This window comes from Psychroserpens luteus (assembly GCF_015319355.1).
Taxonomy (GTDB): Bacteria; Bacteroidota; Bacteroidia; order Flavobacteriales; family Flavobacteriaceae; genus Psychroserpens; species Psychroserpens luteus.
Genome location: NZ_JADILU010000001.1, coordinates 792,529 through 814,534 on the forward strand (window position 1 = coordinate 792,529; position 22,006 = coordinate 814,534).

Sequence of the window (22,006 nt, forward strand, 5' to 3'; positions counted from 1 at the left end):
CTTCCTGCTTTTGCAGGAACAACAGTGTTTTATAATACTTTATTCAATAATTCAATATAAATAATAATCCCTTCTTCAATTTCAGCAAGATAAATAAATTCATCTGCTGTATGAGAACGTGTGCTGTCACCTGGTCCCAATTTTAAAGATGGACAAGTTAAAACCGATTGATCTGATAATGTTGGAGAACCATAAGTTTCTCGACCTAAATCAATACCTGCTTTTACTAAATCGTGATGCATGGGGATTGATGACGAATTTAATCGTAAGCTACGTGCTTTAATACTTGTGCAAGGTGATTTTTTCGTTAGTATGTCTGAAATTTCTTGATTAGAATATTTATCATTTACACGAACATCAATCACTAAATCAACTTCCGAAGGAATAGCATTATGTTGCTTTCCTGCATTGATTTGTGTCACAGTCATCTTTACATCACCTAATACTGGCGACTTTCTTTCAAATTTAAAATCTTGAAACCATTTTAAAACATCAATAGTATTGTAAATCGCATTGTCGGTATTTGGATGTGCAGCATGACTTGCAGTACCTTTTACTTTAGCATCAAAAACCACTAAGCCCTTTTCGGCAATGGCTAATTGCATTAATGTTGGTTCTCCAACAATGGCTACATCTACTTTTGGAATCACAGATAACATACTGTTTAGGCCATTTGGTCCACTGCTTTCTTCTTCAGCAGATGCAACGATAACCAAATTATAATTCCCATTTTTCTTGTCATAGAAATGAGTAAATGTTGCAATTAAAGACACCAAGCAACCACCAGCATCATTACTTCCTAAGCCAAATAATTTCCCGTCTTCTACTATCGCTTTTAATGGATCTTTAGTGTAACCATTATTTGGTTTAACCGTATCGTGATGAGAATTTAAAAGCAGTGTAGGCTTCTTCTCATCAAAATATTTATTAGTTGCCCAAACGTTGTTTTTGTTTCGTTTAAACGGAATACTATTTGTTGTAAACCAATTCTCAATGAGTAAAGCTGTGTGCTCTTCTTCCGAAGAGAAAGATTGTGTTTCTACGAGCTTTTTCAATAAAGCAATAGCTTTTGTTGTGAGTTTTTCTATCATTTTTGAATGGTTGTATAAATTGTGTTCGTTGAAAAAAGCATACTTGGTTTTCCTATGCATACCTTGGCAACATTATTATGTATGGCATGAAAACAATTATTCAGTTTAGGTAACATGCCATCAGCAATAATCCCATCGTCAATTAAGGTTTGATACGTTTTGGTATTTATGTTTTTTACTACGGAATTTTCGTCGGAAATATCTTCTAAAACACCATTTTTTTCAAAACAGTAATAGAGTTCTGTTTTATAGTTTTTTGCAAAACCAATCGCTAATTCTGAAGCAATTGTATCTGCATTGGTATTTAATAATTGTCCGTTTTTATCATGAGTAATAGCACAGAAAACTGGCGTTATGTTATTTTTTAAAAGGAGTTCTAATGTATTTGTGTTTACCTGTTTTATATCGCCAGCAAAGCCATAATCTATTGGTTGACTCGATCTTTTTTCTGAAACAATAGTATTACCATCAGCTCCAGAAAAACCAATAGCATTACAGTTGTTTGCTTGTAATTGTGCAATGATGTTTTTATTGATTTTTCCTGCATAGACCATAGTGATGATGTCTAAATTAGCTTCATCTGTGATGCGTCTACCGTCATTCATTTGTACAGGAATATTCATTTTTTGAGCCATTTGCGTCGCTAGTTTTCCACCACCATGAACCAATAATTTTGGTCCTTCCAATTCTGAAAATTGACTTAGAAATGACAGTAATGCTTTTTCGTCATCAATGATGTTTCCGCCTATTTTTATGATTTTTAATGTTTCCATTCCTCTTGTTCGTCAAGCTGAACTTGTTTCAGCTTCTCATTATTTATTTTTTTTGATGTGATGCTGAAATAAATTCAGCATGACGTTATATTATAAATCTTCCAAAATTTGCTTTAAAACCACTTGCGCAGCAAAAGTTCTATTATTAGCTTGTTTAATAACTACAGATTGGTCGCTATCTAAAACAGCATCTTCAACAACAATATTTCGTCTCACAGGTAAACAATGCATAAATTTAGCGTTGCCTAGTTTGGCTTTAGTCATCATCCAATTATTATCTTGATTCAGCACTTTTCCATAGTCATTATAACTGCTCCAGTTTTTTACATAAACAAAATCGGCATCTTTTAAAGCATCTTCTTGATTATAATTTATTGGTGAGTTTTTAGTGATTTTAGAATTCAGTTCATAGCCTTTGGGATGTGTAATTGTGAAATCTACATCCAAATCTTGCATCATTTTTACAAATGAATTTGCAACCGCTTGTGGCAATGCTTTTGGATGAGGTGCCCAAGATAACACGACTTTAGGCGTTTTTTTCTCTGTTAATTCTGAAATTGTAATCGCATCTGCCAAAGCCTGTAATGGATGAGCAGTTGCAGATTCCATGTTTACAATAGGAACTGTAGCGTATTTTTTAAAACTGTTGAGTATGACTTCACCTTCGTCTTTCGCTTTGTCCGTTAACGTTGGGAAAGCTCTAACCGCAATCACATCTGCATATTGAGAAATCACTTGTGCAGCTTCTTTAATGTGCTCAGATTTATCAAAATTCATTATTGTTCCATCCTCAAACTCTAAGTTCCAAGCATCGTTGACGTTTAAAATCATCACATCCATTCCTAAGTTTTTTGCTGCTTTTTCTGTGCTTAAACGTGTTCTTAAGCTTGAATTAAAAAACAGCATGACCAAAGTTTTGTGTTTTCCTATTTCAGAATACTCAAAAGGATTCATTTTTAATAAAATGGCTTCTTTTATAAGTTCCGAAAGATTTGATATGTCTTTTAAAGTTGTGAAATTTTTCATCTTTTAAATCTTTTCGTCAAGCTGAATTTATTTCAGTTTCTCACATTTATGCGATTCTGAAATAAGCTCAGAATGACGTTACTTTTCTAATTCTAATTTTAATGCCTCAAAAAAGCTGTCAATGTGTTTTTTCTGAATCGTCAAAGGTGGAAGGATTCTAATTAAATTTGGATTTTTTGCTCCACCCGTAAATATGTGATGTTTGAAAATGAGTTGTTTTCTTAATTCGGAAATTGGAAAATCGAATTCAAGTCCGAGCATCAAACCTCGTCCTTTAATTGATTTAAGTTGTGGTAATTCTTTTGCTTTTTCTTGAAAATAATCAGAGATATCTGAAGCGTTCTGCATCAAGTTCTCTTTTTCTATCACATCTAATACGGAAAGCGTAGCAGTGCAGGCTAAATGGTTACCACCAAAAGTAGTTCCTAATAATCCAAAAGATGCTTTTATTGATGGATGAATCAAAATGCCACCAACAGGAAATCCGTTACCCATACCTTTAGCAATAGAAATAATATCTGGAGTAATGTTATGTTTTTGAAAAGCGAAAAAATCACCAGTTCTTCCAAAGCCAGATTGCACTTCATCTGCAATAAGAACAGTATTGTGTTGTTTGCAAAGTTTTTCTAAGCCTTGATAAAATTCAGTTGTATTTTCATCTAATCCACCAACACCTTGAATACATTCGATAATGATTGCACAGGTTTTGCCTGCTTTTAAAATAATTTCAACAGATTCTAAATCGCCTAATTCTACAAAATCAACTTCTTGTTGTGCATTTAAAGGGGCTACAATTTTAGGATTATCTGTTGCAGCAACAGCAGCCGAAGTTCTTCCGTGGAAAGAATTTTTAAAAGCTAAAATTTTTGTTTTACCATTATGAAACGATGCAAGTTTCAACGCGTTTTCATTGGCTTCTGCTCCAGAATTACATAAAAATAATTGGTAATCTTTGCAGCCAGATGAGGTTTCAAGCTTATCAGCTAATTCAACTTGTAAAGGATTTTGAATTGCATTACTATAAAAGCCTAGTTTTTCAACTTGATTAGAAATAGCAGATACATATTTTGGATGAGAATGTCCGATAGAAATCACAGCATGGCCTCCATAAAGATCAAGATATTCAACACCTTTATCATCGTAAACATAAACGTCTTTTGCGCTTACTGGTGTGACATCGTAAAGTGGATATACATTAAATAAACTCATGTTTTTGTTTTTATGTTTGTCATTCAGAGGGAAGCATGACCGAAGAATCTACATTCCAAAAGATTCTTCGCTATGCTCTGAATGACAAACATTATTAAATCTGTTCCTTTTTAATAGCATTAATCTTGTTAAACGATGCAACCATACCTTGTATTAAAGATGAACTCAGTCCTTTGTGTTCCATTTCATTTAAACCTGTAATCGTACAACCTTGTGGTGTTGTTACTCTATCAATTTCTTCTTCTGGATGATTACCATTTGTGATTAATAAATTAGCAGCACCTTCAGAAGTAAACATTGCTAATTCTTGAGCTTCTTTAGCATCAAAGCCTAATTGAATTGCTGCTTGAGTAGTTGCTCGTATGAGTCGCATCCAAAACGCAATTCCACTAGCGCAAACAACCGTTGCTGCTTGCATTTGAGATTCTGGAATAGCTAATGTGTGACCCAATCTATTAAAAATAGCTTCTGCGATTTTAATACGCTTTTCGCCTTTTTTATTACTACAAATGCAGGTCATTGATTTGCCAACAGCAATCGCAGTATTTGGCATTGCTCTAATAATAAAATTGTCGCTACCAATTTGAGACTCAATCTTTGGGATTAGAAATCCAGTAATGGTTGAAATTAATACATGATTTTCCGTTAAATAAGGTTTAATGTCATTTAGTATTTTTTCAAAATGGGCTGGTTGAACTGCGAAAATCAAAATGTCAGATTGTTTGACAGCTTCAATGTTATCAGTTGTTAATACCACGTTTTTGTAGCCTTCAAACTCTTGAATATCATCCAAATTTCTTTTAGTTAGATATAAAGTGGTTATAGCGTTTTTGGTAATTAATCCTTTTGCTATTGACTTTCCTAGATTTCCTGTTCCTATGATTGCTATTTTCATTTGTTCGTTTTTTTATCCTGCAAGGTTTTAAAAACCTTGTAGGTTTTGTAATCTGGTTGATACCTACAAGGTCTCCAAGACCTTGCAGGATATTAAAAGTAATTTGCTTTTAGTTTTAACCCTTCGGTCTCTTCTAAACCAAACATTAAATTCATGTTTTGAACAGCTTGTCCTGATGCTCCCTTTAATAAATTATCTATTATACTTGTGACAAGTAGTTTGTTATTGTGTTTATGTAAATGAATGATGCACTTGTTCGTATTTACAACTTGCTTTAAATGAATCTCTTCATCTGATACAAATGTGAAAGCAGCATCTTTATAATACGATTTATAAAGTGTTTTAGCATCTTCCAAAGTTCCTTCAAATGTTGTGTATGCTGTGGCAAAAATCCCTCTGGAAAAATTACCACGATTTGGCATAAAGTGAATTTCAGAATTAAAACCAGTTTGTAATTGGTTTACTGTTTGATTGATTTCACCTAAATGCTGATGAGTAAAAGGTTTGTAATGTGAAAAATTATTATCTCTCCAAGTAAAATGAGTGGTTGATGATAATGATGTTCCTGCACCTGTAGCTCCAGTTACTGCATTGATATGAACGTCTTCTTTAATTAAATTTGAATCTGCTAATGGTAATAATGCTAATTGAATTGCAGTTGCAAAACATCCTGGATTTGCAATGTAGTTAGCCTTTTTGATAGCTTCCTTTTGTGATTCTGGTAAACCGTAAACAAATTCTTTTTCTTCGAAATGCTTATCAAATTCTAATCTAAAATCATTACTTAAATCGATGATTTTTGTGTCTTCGGAAAACGTATGATTCTCTAGAAAAGCTTTTGAATTGCCATGACCTAAACACAGAAACAATACATCAATATCAACATTGATTTTATTAGTAAATTCCATTTCCGTAGAACCAATTAAATCTTGATGTACTTTGTGAATTTTATTACCTGCATTTGATGTGCTGTACACAAAATTGATTTCTACTTTAGAGTGATGAATCAACAATCGTATTAATTCTCCTGCTGTGTAACCTGCACCTCCAATGATTCCTGTCTTAATCATAATTCTGAATTTACTTGCTGGTATATTTTATTCTGATTCCCTAGTATTTTAATAAAACCTTTAGCCTCATCAGCAGTCCAACCTTTGTTTTCTTCTCCATAACTTCCAAATTTGGCATTCATTAAATCGTGTTTAGAATTAATTCCATCCAAAGAGAAATGATATGGTTTTAAAGTTACAAAAACATCACCTGAAACTTTGTCTTGGCTGCTTTGTAAAAAAGCTTCCATATCTCGCATAACTGGATCTAGATATTGACCTTCGTGTAAATGCATTCCGTAGAAACTAGACAAATAATCTTTGTGTTGTAATTGCCATTTAGTCAACGCATGCTTTTCTAATAAATGATGGGCTTTTATAATAATTAAAGCAGCAGCTGCTTCAAAACCAACACGTCCTTTGATACCAACTATCGTATCTCCAACATGAATATCTCTGCCAATGGCATAAACCGAAGCTAGATTATTTAAAACTTCAATATTTACTTCAGGATTGTTTTTAATTCCGTTAACAGCAACTAATTCACCTTTTGAAAAAGTTAAGGTTACTTTTTCATCTTCTACATGCTTTAATTGCGATGGATATGCTGAATCTGGTAATGGTTTTTCTGAAGTTAAAGTTTCTTCTCCACCAACACTAGTTCCCCAAAGTCCTTTATTGACTGAGTATTTGGCTTTATTCCATGACATATCGATTCCGTTTTCTATGAGGTAATCAATCTCTTGTTGTCTCGTGAGTTTACCATCTCTAATGGGTGTGATAATTTCAATTTCTGGAGCTAGAGTTTGAAAAATCATATCAAAACGAACTTGATCATTACCTGCACCTGTACTTCCGTGGGCAATATATTTGGCATCAATACTTTTTGCGTATTGAACGATTTCAATGGCTTGTATGATTCGTTCAGCACTTACAGATAGAGGATAGGTGTTGTTTTTAAGCACATTTCCGAAGATTAAATACTTAATTACTTTATCATAATACGAGGCAATTGCATCAATATTCTTATAGGTTGACACACCCATTTTGTAAGCATTACTTTCAATAGTTTTAATTTCTTCGGAAGTAAAACCGCCTGTGTTCACACTTACCGCATGAACATCATAACCTGCTTTGCTCAGACTTACTGCGCAATATGAGGTGTCTAAACCTCCACTATATGCTATTACTAATTTGTTCATTTTTTCTCTTTTTTTAAGAACATAGATTGTTTAATGTTTTTCAATCTTGTCCATACTTTTTTGTTATAATGGTGCTCTTCAGTTTTGGATTCCTCTTTTTTTGAAGGATCATAAAGCATACCAGTACATAAACACATTTTTTGTTCTGTCCTCGTTAGTACATCAAAATTTTTGCAAGTTTGACAACCTTTCCAGAATGATTGGTCATCTGTTAATTCTGAAAACGTGACAGGTTTATAGCCTAAATCACTATTCATTTTCATAACCGCTAATCCTGTTGTGATACTGAATACTTTAGAGTCTGGGAATTTAGTTCTAGAATGTTCAAAAACAACTTTTTTAATTTGTTTAGCAAGACCTTGATTTCTAAAATCTGGATGTACAATTAGTCCAGAATTAGCAACAAATTTCCCATGGCTCCATGCTTCGATATAGCAAAAACCCGCAAATTGATCTCCCTCTAAAGCTATTACACCATTTCCGTTTTCCATTTTGGTAATGATGTATTCTGGTTGTCGCTTTGCAATACCTGTACCTCTAACTTTTGCAGCTTCTGCAATAGTTTCGCAAATGATATCTGCGTAGATACTATGGGATTTGTTAGCAATAACAATTTTCATTGTAATTGAGTTTTAAATTAATATAATGTGATTTGTTTTTGAAAGTAGAACCGGACTCACCTATGTTCTGTAAATAGAAGTACACCCTAAGGGCGACGAGGGAAAAAGCGACGCAACTCATTATGATTATCTGATGCGATAATTAATGATTGAGAATGGTTTTTGAAAATTGAGTTGTACACAATAAAAAAATAAAAATAATGAATATAGAGATTGATGCTAATTAGAAGAATTAGCGAAAGCGTTTTTCCAGGTTTAAACCTGTTGGTCTGGGTGCTCTATATTTGTGTCTTAGTGTAAACATATGACTAAACTACGTATTAAATTGTTAACTGCAATAGATGAAATCTTGTTTTTTACGAGATTTATGAATTTCGAAATAAAAGACTTTTAAATTGTAAATATCTCATTTATAAGTGCTTTTGATTAAAGAATATAATCTGTACTTACAAAGTTTGAAGCCCTGGAGTCTAATAATTCCTTTAAAATAGCATTGTTATACTCATTGTCTTTAGAGGCAACAAATGTTCTAATTGAAAATGAACGTAATGCATCATGCACACTCAATGTTGCAACAGCAGAATCTTTACGACCAGTAAAAGGGTATACATCTGGTCCACGTTGACAAGAACTATTTAAATTCACACGACAAACCAAATTCACTAAAGTGTCTATTAGAGGCGCTAATGTTTTTACATCCTTACCAAATAAACTTACTTGTTGTCCATAATTCGAGGCAGCCATGTCATCTAAAGGTTCATCAATATCACTAAAAGGAACCACAGGAATTACGGGTCCAAATTGTTCTTCTTGAAACACTCTCATGTCTTTTGTTACAGGATATAAAACTGCTGGAAAAATATAATTCTCAGTAGTTTCACCTCCTTTTTTATTAATGACTTTTGCTCCTTTTGCTGTGGCATCATCAATTAATTCTTGAATATAGGCTGGTTTATCTGGCTCTGGAAGTGGTGTTAGTTTTGCGCCATCTTCCCAAGGGTTTCCAAATTTAAGTGCATCTACTTTTGCTGAAAAACGCTTGTTGAATTCTTCAACGATATCATTATGTACATATAATACTTTTAAAGCTGTACAACGTTGGCCATTAAATGAAGTTGATCCTGCAATACATTCGTCTATTGCTAAGTCTAAATCGGCATCTTTTAATACAATGGCTGGATTTTTAGCTTCCAAACCTAAAACTAAACGTAATCTATTACTTTTTGGATGCTGACTTTGTAATGCATTCGCAGATTTACTGTTTCCAATTAATGCCAAGACATCAACTTTGCCAGATTGCATAATTGGTGCTGCAACTGTTCTTCCTCTTCCGTAGATAATATTAACAACACCTTTTGGAAAACTAGTTTTAAAAGCTTCTAATAAAGGTGAAATTAATAATACTCCATGCTTTGCTGGTTTAAAAATGGCTGTATTTCCCATAATTAAAGCGGGAATTAAAAGCGCAAATGTTTCGTTTAAAGGATAATTATAAGGTCCTAAACATAGAACAACACCTAAAGGTCCACGACGAATATGTGCATTAACACCAGAGTTTTTTTCAAACTTAGCGCTATCACGATCCATTTGTTTGTAATCCTCTATGGTATCATAAATGTATTCAACGGTTCTATCAAATTCCTTTTCAGAATCTGGTAGATTTTTACCAATTTCCCACATTAAAAGTTTCACGATTTCTGCTCGTTTGGTTTTCATTTGCGAAACAAACTTTTCCATACAAGCAATACGGTTTACAACTTTCATCGTTGGCCATAAACCTTGTCCTTTGTTATAAGCCAAAACTGCTGCGTCAAGAGCTTGCAAAGCTTCTTTTTCTCCTAAAGTTGGAATAGTACCTAATAATGTAGGTTTATAAATTTCCGTAGAAGAAATAGTAGAATAAACTTCGGAAGTTTCTCCTGCCCAAGTTTTCAATTCACCACCTACTAAGTAGGTTTGTTGATTTAAAATATTTTTGATTTGATACTGTTCAGGAATATTCATATTTTTTAAACTAAGAATTGAAATAAATCGGGTTTATCATTTAAATAATCTCCATAAAAATTATGAAGCTTCATTTTTGTAATTAAAGGTTCTAGGTCGTCGGGTGATTTTAATTCTAATCCAACAACAGCGACATCATTATCTCTATTTGCTTTTTTTGTGTATTCAAAATGTGTGATATCATCTGTGGGACCTAAAATATCAACTACAAAATCTCTTAAAGCTCCTGAACGTTGAGGGAATTTAACGATAAAATAGTGTTTTAGATTTGCGTAGAGTAGCGCACGTTCTTTAATTTCGGCAGTACGCGTAATATCGTTATTGCTACCACTAATAACGCAAACTACGTTTTTGCCTTTAATTTCTTCGGAAAACTGATCTAAAGCAGAAAGACTCAAGGCTCCTGCAGGCTCAACGACAATAGCATCTTTATTGTATAGGTCTAAAATTGTCTGACAAATCTTACCTTCATCTACAGTAACTACACGATGTAATGTTTCTTTACAAATAGCAAAATTCAAATCACCAACGCGTTTAACAGCTGCTCCATCTACAAAGCTATCTATAGAATTTAATGTAATGTTTCTATTGTTTCTTATAGAATTTAGCATGGCAGGTGCTCCTTTTGGCTCTACGCTAATGATTTTTGTTTGAGGTGATAAAATTTTAAAAACAGACGATAATCCTGATGCAAGTCCGCCTCCTCCAACTGGTACAAATACGTAATGAATTGGAAGTTCTTGTGCTTGATCTATGATTTCTAATCCTACGGTTGCTTGACCTTCTATGACTTTTTCGTCATTAAATGGATGAATAAAAGTCTTATTCAATGCCTCAGATTGTTTTATTGCTTCATGGTAGGCATCATCAAATGTGTCACCAACCAAAACAACATCTACATAATCTTCTCCAAACATTTTAACCTGCTCAATTTTTTGATTAGGAGTAGGGGAAGGCATGAAAATAGTACCTTTTATTTTTAGAAGTTTACAAGAAATAGCGACACCTTGTGCATGATTTCCTGCACTAGCGCAAACAATCTCATTTTCAATTTGAGAGGCATTTAATGATGAGATTTTATTGTAAGCGCCACGAATTTTATAAGAACGGACTTCTTGTAAATCTTCTCTCTTAAAATAAATATTAGCACCAAAATGCTTAGAGTAACGTGCATTTTTAATTAAAGGCGTCACAGATGCGATGCCTCTTAGTTTTTCTGCAGCAGCTTCAATAGCTTCAAGTGTAGGTCTGTATATTGTTGTAGTTTCTTCCATATTCACTTCCCTCAAAAGCGGGAATCTTTTTCTTATTTAAAATACTTACAGGGTTTTTAATGCTGAAATAAATTCAGCACAGCGCCTCATAGGATGATTATAGATTATGCTAAAACTGAATCTTCAGTTTTTACATCAGATTTTATAATTTTCATTGCTGTCATTGCAGCTCTTAAGCGTTGACCAACAGCTTCAATTGGGTGATTTCTAATGGCATCGTTTACAGCGATTAATTCAAGATTATCTGCTGCGTTAGATTTAGAGAATGACTTCCCAATAATATCGGTGTTTACAGTTTTCATAAAGTCTGTTAATAATGGTTTACACGCATGGTCAAATAAATAACAACCATATTCTGCAGTGTCAGAGATTACTCTGTTCATTTCAAATAATTTCTTTCTCGCAATTGTGTTAGCAATTAATGGTAATTCATGTAGAGATTCGTAATAAGCAGAATCTTCAATAATCCCAGCGCTTACCATAGTTTCGAATGCTAACTCTACACCAGATTTTACAAAAGCAACTAATAGTACACCATGATCAAAATATTCTTGTTCACTAATATGATCTGAAGTTAAAGCAGTTTTTTCAAAAGCAGTTTCACCTGTTGCAGCTCTCCATTTTAATAAGTTAACATCGTCATTTGCCCAATCTTCCATCATGGTTTTTGAGAAATGACCAGAGATGATATCATCCATATGCTTTTCAAATAAAGGTCTCATGATATCTTTTAATTCTTCAGATAATTGGTTTGCCTTTATTTTTGCTGGATTAGATAAACGATCCATCATATTGGTAATTCCACCATGTTTTAAGGCTTCGGTAATTGTTTCCCAACCAAACTGAATTAGTTTTGCAGCGTAACCAGCTTCAATTCCTTCTTCAACCATTTTGTCAAAACTTAAAATTGCACCTGTCTGTAACAAACCACATAAAATAGTTTGCTCTCCCATTAAATCACTTTTGACTTCTGCAATAAAAGATGATTCTAAAACACCAGCTCTATGTCCACCAGTTGCTACAGCATATGCTTTTGCTTGAGCCCAACCTTTGTTTTCTGGATCGTTTTCTGGGTGTACAGCAATTAATGTTGGTACACCAAAACCTCGTTTATATTCTTCACGAACTTCAGTTCCTGGGCATTTTGGCGCCACCATAATTACCGTAATATCTTCTCGAACTTGTGTTCCTTCTTCCACAATATTAAATCCGTGAGAATAACTTAATGTTGCTCCGTTTTTCATTAAAGGCATTACTGCTTTTACAACACTTGTATGCTGTTTATCTGGTGTTAAATTCAATACCAAATCTGCAGTTGGAATTAAATCTTGATACGTGCCAATATTAAAATTGTTTGATGTTGCATTTTTAAACGAATCACGTTTTTGATCAATAGCTACTTGACGTAAAGCGTAAGAAATATCTAAACCAGAATCTCTCATATTTAATCCTTGATTTAAACCTTGAGCACCACAACCAATGATTACGATTTTCTTTCCTTTTAATACTTTCACGCCATCTTCAAACTCTGAAGCGTCCATGAAACGACATTTTCCTAATTGTTCTAATTGTACTCTTAATGGTAATGTGTTGAAATAATTTGACATTTTTCAGTTGTTTTTAATGTTGCAACGCTTTAAGCATTGTTGATATTTTCATTTCATCTTTAGTGACTGCAATACGTCCAGAACGTGTAAATTGCATGATTCCAAAAACGATTAATTCTCTATGTAATAAGTCTATTTCTTCTTTTCTTCCAGATTTTTCAATAACGAAAAACACTTTGTTTACTGTCACAATTCTCGCGTTACTTTCTTTTATGATATTCTGAATTTGACGCTCATTAAACAATAAATCAGACTTTATTTTGAACATGCAAGATTCTTGATAAATCGTTTCGTCTTCAGTGTGATAAAAAGCTTTGATGACTTCGACTTGTTTTTCTATCTGACCGATGATTTTTTTCATTTTTTCTTCGGAAAGCTGAACGACCATAATCCATTTAGTTACATTTTCAATTTCTGAAACTGATGAATTAATACTTTCAATATTAATGTGTCTTCTTTGGAAAATTGCCGAAATCCTATTTAATAATCCGATATTATTTTCGGTATAAATGGAAACCGTATATAAATTATTTTCATTCATATTATTCTAATCTTATATCTGAAACTGATGCTCCTGTTGGTATCATAGGAAATACATTTCCCTCTTTTTCTACACAAACCTCTAAAAAATAAGGACCATCTGTGTTTATCATTTTTTCTACAGCATCCTTAAGTTCTTCTCGTTTTGTTACTTTTTGTGCTTCTATAAAATAACCTTTTGCAATAGCAACAAAATCTGGATTTACCATTTCCGTAGAAGCATAGCGTTTATCAAAAAACAATTGTTGCCACTGTCTAACCATGCCTAAAAATTCATTATTTAAAACCACAATTTTAACTGGTACTTTTTGTTGAAAAATGGTACCCAACTCTTGAATGGTCATTTGGTAACCACCATCTCCAGAAATTGAAATAACTTCACGTTCTGGAGCAGCCATTTTTGCTCCAATTGCAGCAGGAAGACCAAAGCCCATTGTCCCTAAACCTCCAGATGTAATGTTGCTTCTGGTTTTATTGAAATTTGCATAACGACAAGCTATCATTTGATGCTGTCCAACATCGCTAACAATTGCTGCATCTCCTTTGGTTTGGATATTAATTTCTTTTAAAACCTCAGCCATTGTTAATCCCTCTTTAGTAGGATGCAAATCGTGTTTTATGACTTTTTCATATTCGATAGCATATAAATCCTTGAATTTTTGATGCCATTCTGGATGTGTTTTTTCTTCTAAAAGTGGTAATAAAGCTTCTAGACTTTCTTTTGCATCTCCTAAAACAGCTACATCTGTTTTTACATTTTTATCTATTTCTGCTGGATCAATTTCAAAATGAATCACTTTTGCTTGCTTTGCATACGTCGATAAGCTTCCTGTTACACGATCGTCAAAACGCATTCCGATTGCAATTAAAACATCACAATCATTAGTCAAAACATTTGGAGCATAATTACCATGCATGCCAACCATACCAATATTTAATGGATGAGACGTTGGAATTGCTCCTGCGCCTAAAATAGTCCAAGCCGAAGGGATTCCTGCTTTTTCAACCACTGCTTTAAATTGAGCTTCAGCTTGACCCAAAGACACACCTTGACCCCAAACTATCATTGGTTTTTTAGCAGCATTAATTAATTTTGCAGCAGCTTCAACTGAAGTGTGATCTAACTTTGGAATAGGAATATAACTTCTAACACCTGTACATTTTTCATATTTAAAATCGAACTCTTCAAACTGAGCATCTTTAGTAATATCTACCAAGACTGGACCTGGACGACCACTTCTTGCGATATAAAAGGCTTTAGCAATAGCTTCAGGAATTTGTGCAGCTTTGGTAACTTGACAATTCCATTTTGTAACTGGAGTAGAAATACCCACAATATCAGTCTCCTGAAACGCATCACTACCTAACAAATGCGAAGCTACTTGACCTGTAATACAGACCATTGGTGTACTATCTATTTGAGCATCTGCGATACCAGTAATTAAATTTGTTGCTCCTGGTCCTGAAGTTGCAAGTGCAACTCCGACTTTACCAGAAATACGAGCATAACCTTGTGCAGAATGCGTAGCACCTTGTTCATGACGTGTTAAGACGTGATGAATTTGGTCTTGATACTTATATAATTCATCATAAACTGGCATGATTGCACCTCCAGGATATCCGTAAAGAATATCTACACCTTCAGCTAACAAACATTTTATGATGGCTTCACTACCTGAGATTCGCTCTGTGGTTTGTGAATTTTTTGGATTGGTTTTTATCGTTTGAGTTTCTTTCATATACTCGTTTTTTTTTCCTTCTTACTCTTATGTTTTATTTTTTCGACTTATTTGTCGATTTCCGATTAGGATTCGGATAATTATCGGGACTGCCTGTGCAGGAATTTATTAGAATTCATCAGTTACGCAACCTTTTGAAGCAGATGATACTGTTTTTGCATATTTATAGAGTACACCACGTTCAAATTTCAACTCTGGTGCTTTCCATGTTTGTTTTCTTTTTTGTAATTCTTCTTCGGAAACTTCAACTGAAATAGAATTGGTTTCTGCATCAATAGTTATAATATCTCCATCTTTAAGTAAAGCGATTGTTCCTCCTTCTTGAGCTTCTGGAGTAATGTGGCCAACTACAAAACCATGAGTTCCGCCAGAGAATCTACCATCTGTAATTAAAGCAACATCTTTACCTAAACCTGCCCCCATAATTGCAGCAGTTGGTTTTAGCATTTCTGGCATTCCAGGTCCTCCTTTTGGACCTTCATATCTTATGACAATGACATCTCCTTTTTCTACTTTTCCGTCTCTTATCCCATCATTTGCTGCGTATTCGCCTTCAAATACTTTAGCTTTTCCGCGGAATGATAAACCTTCTTTTCCTGTGATTTTTGCGACACTTCCTTCGGTTGCTAAATTTCCGTAGAGCATACGCAAGTGACCAGAAATCTTGATAGGATCTTCTATTGGTTTAATAACATCTTGACCTTTTTTTAAATCCTCGACATCTAGTAAGTTTTCAGCTAACGTTTTTCCGGTAACGGTTAAACAGTCACCATGAAGCATTCCTTTTTTAAGTAGATATTTCATAACTGCAGGAATTCCACCAACAGCGTGAACATCTTCCATGAGGTATTTTCCGCTAGGTTTTAAATCTGCTAAAAAAGGTGTATTGTCACTTATGTCTTGAAAATCTTTAAGTGTAAAATCTATTTGAGCAGCTCTAGCTATTGCTAAAAAGTGCAACACTGCATTTGTTGAGCCACCTAAAATGGTTACTAATCTTACAGCATTCTCAAGAGATTTTCTTGTAATGATATCACTTGGTTTTATGTCTTTTTCTAAAAGTAAACGTAAAGCTTCACCAGCTTTAACGGACTCTGTTTTTTTAGCATCACTTAATGCAGGATTTGAAGAGTTGAAAGGTAGGGTCATCCCTAAAGCTTCAATTGCAGATGCCATTGTGTTTGCAGTGTACATTCCTCCACAAGCTCCAGCTCCTGGACATGCTTTTTCAACGATGCTTTGATATTCTGCTTCGTTCATGGTGCCTGCGACTTTACTTCCCCAGGCTTCAAATGCAGAAACGACGTCTAATTTTTGTCCGTTATGGCAACCGGAATCAATTGTTCCACCATAAACTAAAATACTTGGGCGATCTAAACGAATCATTGCCATTAAAGCGCCTGGCATATTTTTATCACAACCTACAACGGTTATTAAGCCATCGTAACTCATGGCTTGTACCACAGTTTCCATAGAATCTGCAATAATATCTCTAGAAGGTAAAGAATAGCGCATTCCTGGTGTACCCATAGAAATTCCGTCACTTACTCCAATGGTATTGAAGATTAAGCCGATGACGTCTTCATTTTTTGTTCCTTCTTTAACTAATTTAGCTAAATCATTGAGGTGCATGTTGCATGGATTACCTTCATACCCTGTACTTGCAATACCGACAATAGGTTTAAAAAAATCTTCTTTAGTTAATCCAATGGCGTGAAGCATAGCTTGAGCTGCAGGCTGAGTAGGGTCTTGTGTAACTGTCTTACTGTATTTGTTTAATTGACTCATATTTTTATTTACTAAATCTAAAGTACTTGTTTGCTTTTCTTTGAATAATGTTATTATTAATATGAGGCTAAAGTCAACAAGATAAACATTAATATAATTAATTGAAAATCAGTATTTTAAATATTTTCTTCTATGATGTTCAATGGAGTTAATTTTTTATAAAAATCTTTTAGATTATATAAGACCTAAAAAAATCTTTTCATTAATTCTACCATTCCTTGGCTTCTTGAAATAACGAGGTTGTTAATAAATAGCGTGTTGAAAGCTGATATAAAAAGATTAAGAGTAAATTTTTGGCTTCCTATGTTTCCTGTTAATAAAGGTTAAAAACCAAAAAACCCAATCTTTTCAGATCGGGTTTCGGTGGTGGTGCCTCCAGTACCATTTTTTACTTTATCTTATGTTATCTGTATTTAATGTATTTTAGTTTAAAGTCATGTTATTACTAAGTTTATAGTGGTTCTTGTATAAATTGTCTACATTTGACATAACAATATGTAAAGAGATTGTCGTCCCTTTTGTTGTCCCTTTAATAATTTACAAGAATCATATCTTTATGAGTAAATCAATTCAATCTACTTCTGGAACTATTAAATATAGATTAAAAGATGTTAACGCTAAAGCAGAAACTTCAATAGTTTTAGATTATAGCTTCGGAAGAAATAATCGTATAAAATTTGCAACTGGATATAAAGTTAATCCAAAAAATTGGGATAAATCTAATCAAAGAATTAGAGCTGTTTCAACGTTGCAAAATCGGGAAAAAGTCAATAAAGATTTGCTTAGGTATTCTTCTAACTTCATGGATGAAGTTTCAAATTTAACTGAAGTAGAAAAACAGAATAGGAAAATTCTGAAAGGTTTATTAGAGAAAATTATTCGTGAGTCGGAGGAGGTCGAAAAGTCAATTACTTCTTTCTTTGAGTTTGCTGATGATTTTATTAAAACTAAAGAAAATCAAGCCAAAAATATAAGTTCTGTAAAATTAAGTCCAATAACTGTTAGATCATATAAGCAAACTGTAAATAGATTAAAAGATTTTGATAAGAAAGTTAAGTATAATTTGGATTTTGAAGCTATCGATTTAAAGTTCTATTATATATTTATCCAATACTTAGAAGAGAATAATTATTCCATAAACACCATTGGTAAGCATATTAAAAACTTAGTCACTATTTTGAATAGAGCTTCAGAAGATGGTGCGAATACCAATTTTCAATACAGGCATAGAGAATTTAAAACAGTATCAGAAGAATCAATATCAATATATCTTACTGAATTAGAAATTGAAGCGTTGTACAATGTAGATTTGTCGAACACAAAAGATTGGGAACTCGCACGAGATATCTTTTTGATTGGTTATTACACGGGACAAAGGGTGTCAGATTACAATGGTATTAAAATAGAGCAGATTAAAGTTTTCAATGGTAGAGAAGTTTTTGAATTTACACAAATGAAAACAGGTAAAAAGGTTTACGTGCCAATTCATCCGCGAATTAAATCAATAATGAATGAGAGGTATGAAGGTAACCTCCCTCGTAAATTGAATGCTCCTGATATAAATGAATATATTAAAGAAGCTGGAAGAAAAGCAAAGATTGAAGACCAAATTTCAGTTCATAAAACAATAGGTGGGGAAAAAATAAGTGAAACGGTATCTAAACATACTTTAATCGTTTCTCATACAGCTCGAAGATCATTTTGCACGAATGCCTATCTTTCTAAAATGCCAACTATAGATATTATGGCAATTAGTGGTCATTCAACAGAGCGAGAATTTTACAAATATATAAAAGTTACACCTCAAGAACGAGCAGTGAAAATTGCTGATAGTGCATTCTTTCAATAATTAAAAATTAAACCAAAATAGATGTTTATGGATTACAACGATGCTTTTGCTATTGATAGTATTCACTTTAATAAGAGAAATAAAGATTCTAAATCATACGGATCTAAATATCAATTAAATAACTATGATTATTACAAACCTAAATTAGTTCACGATTTTTATTTAAAATATTTCACATCTAAATTACTGTTTGATACTGATATTTTAGAACTAAGAGAATTTCTTGAATATCATTACGACTATTGTGACAATCCTGAAAAATACTACTCTATTCTTGATTTAAAAATTATTCCTAAAGTTCAGGAACTTATTGAAAATGGAGAGTCTTTTATGAGCGAAAGAGGTTATTATAACCAACAAGAATTGGATGATGGTTTTGTTGAAAGTGAAGGTGTTATTTATAATTGGGATTTTGATTACCCATTAATGCTTCACGTAGTTGGGCTAAAAAGATTACAAAATGAATTTAAGAGAAGAGTTCAAATAACAAAAGGTTTTATTGATGAATACAGGGATAATATTAGTTCTAAACCTTTAAGATGGATTGCGGGTCCTTCACAATTAGCTATAGTTATTCGAGAATTAATAGATAAAGGATATATGGATGCGGATAAAACTCGTGGTGAAATAAATAATTCACTTCTATCAAGAGAATTGTTCAAAATTTTTTCAATTAATGATTGTGATTCACCAAAATCAATAGAAATTTATTTGAGTCCTGGAAACAAAAAGCACATTTCTGCAAAGTCAATTTTTGATGAGCGTGGATTCTCTATTCCTGATGCTAAATTCACCTAAATTTTAATGAGTATATATACTGGCGTATACTCGTAAGTTTTAAAATAAGTTATGTTGTGAAGTAACTTTGGACTATCGGTAATTAAATATAATTCAAATGAAGTCAACACAAACACATGTTTATCAAACCACTCCTGAGGAGCTTACAGACAATATCTTGATTGGTGTTGATGTTAAGTTAAGGGAGTTTTTTAAAAAATATAAGCCATCTGATAAAGATGAGGAAGAATTACTAACAGTTGATGATACTCTCAAAATTCTTAAATGCTCCAAGCAAGCACTCTGGAACTGGCGTAAGAATGGGATTCTCCCAAGCTACCGGTTAGGAAACCGTGTCTATTATAAAAAGAGCGATATATACTTGAAATTAATTAAGCAAGAGTAGTATGATAGGATATGTACTCATGCATCGGGATTTAATGGATTGGGAATGGTATCAATCACCAAATGTAGTGCGACTTTATTTTCATTTAATTTTTAAAGTAAATTTTAAAGATAAAAAATGGCAAGGACAGCTTGTGAAACGAGGTCAGCTAATTACTTCAAATAGTCATTTGGCTTCAGATCTGAGATTATCTATTCAGACAGTGCGAACCGCAATTCAAAAGTTGCAGGATAGTGGTTATATCAAAACTAAATCAACAAACCGATATACGCTAATAACCCTTGTTGATTATGATAAATTCCAATCAGCAAAGATTGAAGTCAACAAGCCAGTTGACACACAAACAGCATCCAATAAACAAATGAGCAACAGTCAGCTAACAATAACTAAAGAAAGTAATAAAGAAAATAAGTTTAATAAAGAAAAAATAGAGACAAGGCTTAAAAACTTTAAAAAACAAGTTTTTGCTAACTCTAATTTTAAAGTCAATATTTTAAATTCTTTTTTCAATTATTGGAGTGAGTTAAGTTTAGATAAGCAAAAAATGAAATTTGAAAGTCACAAATATTTTGAAATAGAGAAAAGATTAAAAAAATGGGCTTCAAACGAAAGGCAATTCCAAAGTGTTTCGCAATCAAAAAAAGTTTTACAAACAAATAGATAACAAAAGATATGAGAAATAACGATGTCCAAAGAACAAATCAATTAATTAACCAATTTAAAACAAATTTTAGTTCTCAAATAACTGAAAAAACACTAAAGCCAAGGGGTGATTTATCAAAGCAGAGTTTATGGAATTATTTCGTTGATGTGTTTCAAAAAACACATGGAAAGAAGTTTGTAAATGACATCAACTCATTGAATAATTTAAAAATTTTATTTCACTACTTCTTGCGAGATGAGGCATTCTTTGAATGTGATAATTTAAGAAAAGATATAAGTACTCCTTCTTTTGATAAAGGGTTATTAATTATAGGTGGATATGGTTTGGGAAAGACAGATTATTTCAAAGTTTTCGAAAGTATATTCAAAAATTATCCAGATTTGAGATTTAAGTTTTACACTTCAAAGGAACTTGTGCATAAATATGAAATATGCGAAAAACCAATGGATAAGCAGTGTTTTTTTAAAGATGTTGAAAGGAAGTTGATGTTTATCGATGATATAAGTTCAGAAAGAACAGCCAGTAATTTTGGTAAGGTTGATGTAATAGATGAAGTCCTTATTCACAGGTATGATAATAAATTGAGAACATTTGCTTCCTGTAATTACACAAGTGATGACAATTGTGCTCAACAAACTTTAGTTGATCTTGGAATAAGATATGGATCACGCATGTATGATCGTTTCCATGAAATGTTCAATATAATTGAGTTCAAAGGAAAAAGTTATAGGTAATTTTAAACTTTTATGTAGGGAAATTAAAGATGACTCTTTATTAATTATTCAGTTAATGTCTTATAAACAGCAACAGCAACAGCAACAGCAACAGCAACAGCAACAGCAACAGCAACAGCAACAGCAACAGCAACAGCAACAGCAACAGCAACAGCAACAGCAACAGCAACAACAACAACAACAACAACAACAACAACAACAACAACATTGTTGTTACTGTTGTTGCTGTTGTGTAACCACACTATTTATAAAACTTACCTCTCATGAAGTTTTAAATAACTAGTAAAGTTTCTATATTTAAGCCCTCCCTATATTATTAATATTCTTAGTGTTTTTTTACTCTATAATAATTTATCTAGACCAAACCTTTGAAAACGTAGCACATGCAAAAAGAGCTGCAAAAAGTGCAATTAATTTATACAACGAAGTAAGATTACATTTATTTTTAGACTATAAAACACCTAATATGGTATATAAATTATCAGCTTAATTCAATTTTAACCTGTAGCCATGTTTCAAGACAAGACATAAGTTATATCACTAACCCGAACTTGGTTAGGTCTTGTAATTTCTAAGTCTTTTATAATGTTATTATACTTATAAAAACGATGATACGAGTTAGTCGTTCTAGCACTGGATTTCTTTCTAAGTGTTAGCATTTGGTGTTTTCTAAGAACACTAAATAAAGTATCTCTACCAACCTTAATATTGGCTTTATTAAAATCTACATCTAATGATTTCATAAGTTTTCTTACACCT

Annotated in this window: 20 protein-coding genes and 1 pseudogene; 5 read left to right on the forward strand and 16 right to left on the reverse strand. The window is 32.9% G+C overall.

Annotated elements, in window-relative coordinates; all coding sequences use genetic code 11:
* Nucleotides 1-29: 29 nt before the first annotated feature.
* From IM744_RS03460 to ilvD, 14 genes are all read right to left on the reverse strand, one after another.
* The gene (locus IM744_RS03460) at nt 30-1,091 is read right to left on the reverse strand and encodes a M20 family metallo-hydrolase (protein ID WP_194506687.1); all 1,062 of its coding nucleotides are present in this window, start codon (nt 1,089-1,091) and stop codon (nt 30-32) included.
* Nucleotides 1,088-1,864 carry an acetylglutamate kinase gene (gene argB / locus IM744_RS03465; protein ID WP_194506688.1) on the reverse strand — a complete coding sequence of 259 codons (777 nt, stop codon included), beginning with the start codon at nt 1,862-1,864 and terminating at the stop codon, nt 1,088-1,090. The genes IM744_RS03460 and argB overlap by 4 nt, the downstream gene beginning before the upstream one ends.
* A gap of 90 nt (nt 1,865-1,954) precedes the next feature.
* Nucleotides 1,955-2,890, reverse strand: a complete 936-nt coding sequence (locus IM744_RS03470) for a Rossmann-fold NAD(P)-binding domain-containing protein (RefSeq protein ID WP_194506689.1) — start codon at nt 2,888-2,890, stop codon at nt 1,955-1,957.
* Between the two features lie 78 nt (nt 2,891-2,968).
* On the reverse strand, nt 2,969-4,099 hold the full coding sequence (locus IM744_RS03475; protein ID WP_194506690.1) for an aspartate aminotransferase family protein: 1,131 nt from the start codon (nt 4,097-4,099) through the stop codon (nt 2,969-2,971).
* Nucleotides 4,100-4,193: 94 nt separating this feature from the next.
* Nucleotides 4,194-4,994, reverse strand: coding sequence for a pyrroline-5-carboxylate reductase (gene proC / locus IM744_RS03480; RefSeq protein ID WP_194506691.1), 801 nt, complete (start codon nt 4,992-4,994; stop codon nt 4,194-4,196).
* 92 nt (nt 4,995-5,086) lie between these two features.
* Nucleotides 5,087-6,064 (reverse strand): N-acetyl-gamma-glutamyl-phosphate reductase, encoded by a 978-nt coding sequence (gene argC, locus IM744_RS03485; protein ID WP_194506692.1) that lies wholly within the window; start codon nt 6,062-6,064, stop codon nt 5,087-5,089.
* Complete coding sequence (locus IM744_RS03490; RefSeq protein ID WP_194506693.1) at nt 6,061-7,245, reverse strand: argininosuccinate synthase domain-containing protein; 1,185 nt, start codon at nt 7,243-7,245, stop codon at nt 6,061-6,063. The genes argC and IM744_RS03490 overlap by 4 nt, the downstream gene beginning before the upstream one ends.
* Entirely contained in the window at nt 7,242-7,865 is a 624-nt protein-coding gene (locus tag IM744_RS03495; RefSeq protein ID WP_194506694.1) for a GNAT family N-acetyltransferase, read from the reverse strand. The genes IM744_RS03490 and IM744_RS03495 overlap by 4 nt, the downstream gene beginning before the upstream one ends.
* 426 nt (nt 7,866-8,291) lie before the next feature.
* On the reverse strand, nt 8,292-9,869 hold the full coding sequence (locus tag IM744_RS03500; protein WP_194506695.1) for an NADP-dependent glyceraldehyde-3-phosphate dehydrogenase: 1,578 nt from the start codon (nt 9,867-9,869) through the stop codon (nt 8,292-8,294).
* Nucleotides 9,870-9,874: 5 nt separating this feature from the next.
* Nucleotides 9,875-11,143, reverse strand: coding sequence for a threonine ammonia-lyase (gene ilvA, locus IM744_RS03505; protein WP_194506696.1), 1,269 nt, complete (start codon nt 11,141-11,143; stop codon nt 9,875-9,877).
* A gap of 104 nt (nt 11,144-11,247) precedes the next feature.
* On the reverse strand, nt 11,248-12,750 hold the full coding sequence (gene ilvC, locus IM744_RS03510) for a ketol-acid reductoisomerase (protein WP_194506697.1): 1,503 nt from the start codon (nt 12,748-12,750) through the stop codon (nt 11,248-11,250).
* Nucleotides 12,751-12,763: 13 nt separating this feature from the next.
* Nucleotides 12,764-13,291, reverse strand: coding sequence for an acetolactate synthase small subunit (gene ilvN, locus IM744_RS03515; protein WP_194506698.1), 528 nt, complete (start codon nt 13,289-13,291; stop codon nt 12,764-12,766).
* Between the two features lies 1 nt (nt 13,292).
* Nucleotides 13,293-15,029 carry a biosynthetic-type acetolactate synthase large subunit gene (ilvB, locus tag IM744_RS03520; protein WP_194506699.1) on the reverse strand — a complete coding sequence of 579 codons (1,737 nt, stop codon included), beginning with the start codon at nt 15,027-15,029 and terminating at the stop codon, nt 13,293-13,295.
* A 108-nt stretch (nt 15,030-15,137) separates the two neighbouring features.
* A complete protein-coding gene (gene ilvD, locus IM744_RS03525; RefSeq protein ID WP_194506700.1) occupies nt 15,138-16,817 on the reverse strand; it encodes a dihydroxy-acid dehydratase in 1,680 nt (559 codons plus the stop codon).
* A 556-nt stretch (nt 16,818-17,373) separates the two neighbouring features.
* Between ilvD and IM744_RS03530 the strand changes: the two genes are divergently transcribed.
* The 5 genes from IM744_RS03530 to IM744_RS03550 all read left to right on the forward strand — a co-directional run bounded on the left by IM744_RS03530 (nt 17,374) and on the right by IM744_RS03550 (nt 21,247).
* Entirely contained in the window at nt 17,374-18,666 is a 1,293-nt protein-coding gene (locus IM744_RS03530) for a site-specific integrase (protein ID WP_194506701.1), read from the forward strand.
* A 27-nt stretch (nt 18,667-18,693) separates the two neighbouring features.
* Nucleotides 18,694-19,464, forward strand: coding sequence for a hypothetical protein (locus IM744_RS03535; RefSeq protein WP_194506702.1), 771 nt, complete (start codon nt 18,694-18,696; stop codon nt 19,462-19,464).
* A 97-nt stretch (nt 19,465-19,561) separates the two neighbouring features.
* Nucleotides 19,562-19,849, forward strand: a complete 288-nt coding sequence (locus IM744_RS03540) for a helix-turn-helix domain-containing protein (protein WP_194506703.1) — start codon at nt 19,562-19,564, stop codon at nt 19,847-19,849.
* A 1-nt stretch (nt 19,850) separates the two neighbouring features.
* Complete coding sequence (locus tag IM744_RS03545; protein WP_194506704.1) at nt 19,851-20,513, forward strand: Lrp/AsnC family transcriptional regulator; 663 nt, start codon at nt 19,851-19,853, stop codon at nt 20,511-20,513.
* Between the two features lie 8 nt (nt 20,514-20,521).
* Nucleotides 20,522-21,247 carry a P-loop NTPase family protein gene (locus IM744_RS03550; protein WP_194506705.1) on the forward strand — a complete coding sequence of 242 codons (726 nt, stop codon included), beginning with the start codon at nt 20,522-20,524 and terminating at the stop codon, nt 21,245-21,247.
* Nucleotides 21,248-21,291: 44 nt separating this feature from the next.
* Here the strand turns inward: IM744_RS03550 and IM744_RS03555 are convergent, their stop codons facing one another.
* Both IM744_RS03555 and IM744_RS03560 read right to left on the reverse strand, forming a co-directional pair.
* Nucleotides 21,292-21,489 carry a hypothetical protein gene (locus IM744_RS03555; protein WP_194506706.1) on the reverse strand — a complete coding sequence of 66 codons (198 nt, stop codon included), beginning with the start codon at nt 21,487-21,489 and terminating at the stop codon, nt 21,292-21,294.
* Between the two features lie 273 nt (nt 21,490-21,762).
* Nucleotides 21,763-22,006: pseudogene (locus tag IM744_RS03560) on the reverse strand (IS3-like element ISElsp1 family transposase); the annotation flags it as partial.

Coding starts and splice junctions, on each gene's coding strand:
- IM744_RS03460 (WP_194506687.1), bottom strand. CDS start 1,091: ATGATAGAAAAACTCACAACAAAAGCTATTGCTTTATTGAAAAAGCTC.
- argB (WP_194506688.1), bottom strand. CDS start 1,864: ATGGAAACATTAAAAATCATAAAAATAGGCGGAAACATCATTGATGAC.
- IM744_RS03470 (WP_194506689.1), bottom strand. CDS start 2,890: ATGAAAAATTTCACAACTTTAAAAGACATATCAAATCTTTCGGAACTT.
- IM744_RS03475 (WP_194506690.1), bottom strand. CDS start 4,099: ATGAGTTTATTTAATGTATATCCACTTTACGATGTCACACCAGTAAGC.
- proC (WP_194506691.1), bottom strand. CDS start 4,994: ATGAAAATAGCAATCATAGGAACAGGAAATCTAGGAAAGTCAATAGCA.
- argC (WP_194506692.1), bottom strand. CDS start 6,064: ATGATTAAGACAGGAATCATTGGAGGTGCAGGTTACACAGCAGGAGAA.
- IM744_RS03490 (WP_194506693.1), bottom strand. CDS start 7,245: ATGAACAAATTAGTAATAGCATATAGTGGAGGTTTAGACACCTCATAT.
- IM744_RS03495 (WP_194506694.1), bottom strand. CDS start 7,865: ATGAAAATTGTTATTGCTAACAAATCCCATAGTATCTACGCAGATATC.
- IM744_RS03500 (WP_194506695.1), bottom strand. CDS start 9,869: ATGAATATTCCTGAACAGTATCAAATCAAAAATATTTTAAATCAACAA.
- ilvA (WP_194506696.1), bottom strand. CDS start 11,143: ATGGAAGAAACTACAACAATATACAGACCTACACTTGAAGCTATTGAA.
- ilvC (WP_194506697.1), bottom strand. CDS start 12,750: ATGTCAAATTATTTCAACACATTACCATTAAGAGTACAATTAGAACAA.
- ilvN (WP_194506698.1), bottom strand. CDS start 13,291: ATGAATGAAAATAATTTATATACGGTTTCCATTTATACCGAAAATAAT.
- ilvB (WP_194506699.1), bottom strand. CDS start 15,029: ATGAAAGAAACTCAAACGATAAAAACCAATCCAAAAAATTCACAAACC.
- ilvD (WP_194506700.1), bottom strand. CDS start 16,817: ATGAGTCAATTAAACAAATACAGTAAGACAGTTACACAAGACCCTACT.
- IM744_RS03530 (WP_194506701.1), top strand. CDS start 17,374: ATGAGTAAATCAATTCAATCTACTTCTGGAACTATTAAATATAGATTA.
- IM744_RS03535 (WP_194506702.1), top strand. CDS start 18,694: ATGGATTACAACGATGCTTTTGCTATTGATAGTATTCACTTTAATAAG.
- IM744_RS03540 (WP_194506703.1), top strand. CDS start 19,562: ATGAAGTCAACACAAACACATGTTTATCAAACCACTCCTGAGGAGCTT.
- IM744_RS03545 (WP_194506704.1), top strand. CDS start 19,851: ATGATAGGATATGTACTCATGCATCGGGATTTAATGGATTGGGAATGG.
- IM744_RS03550 (WP_194506705.1), top strand. CDS start 20,522: ATGAGAAATAACGATGTCCAAAGAACAAATCAATTAATTAACCAATTT.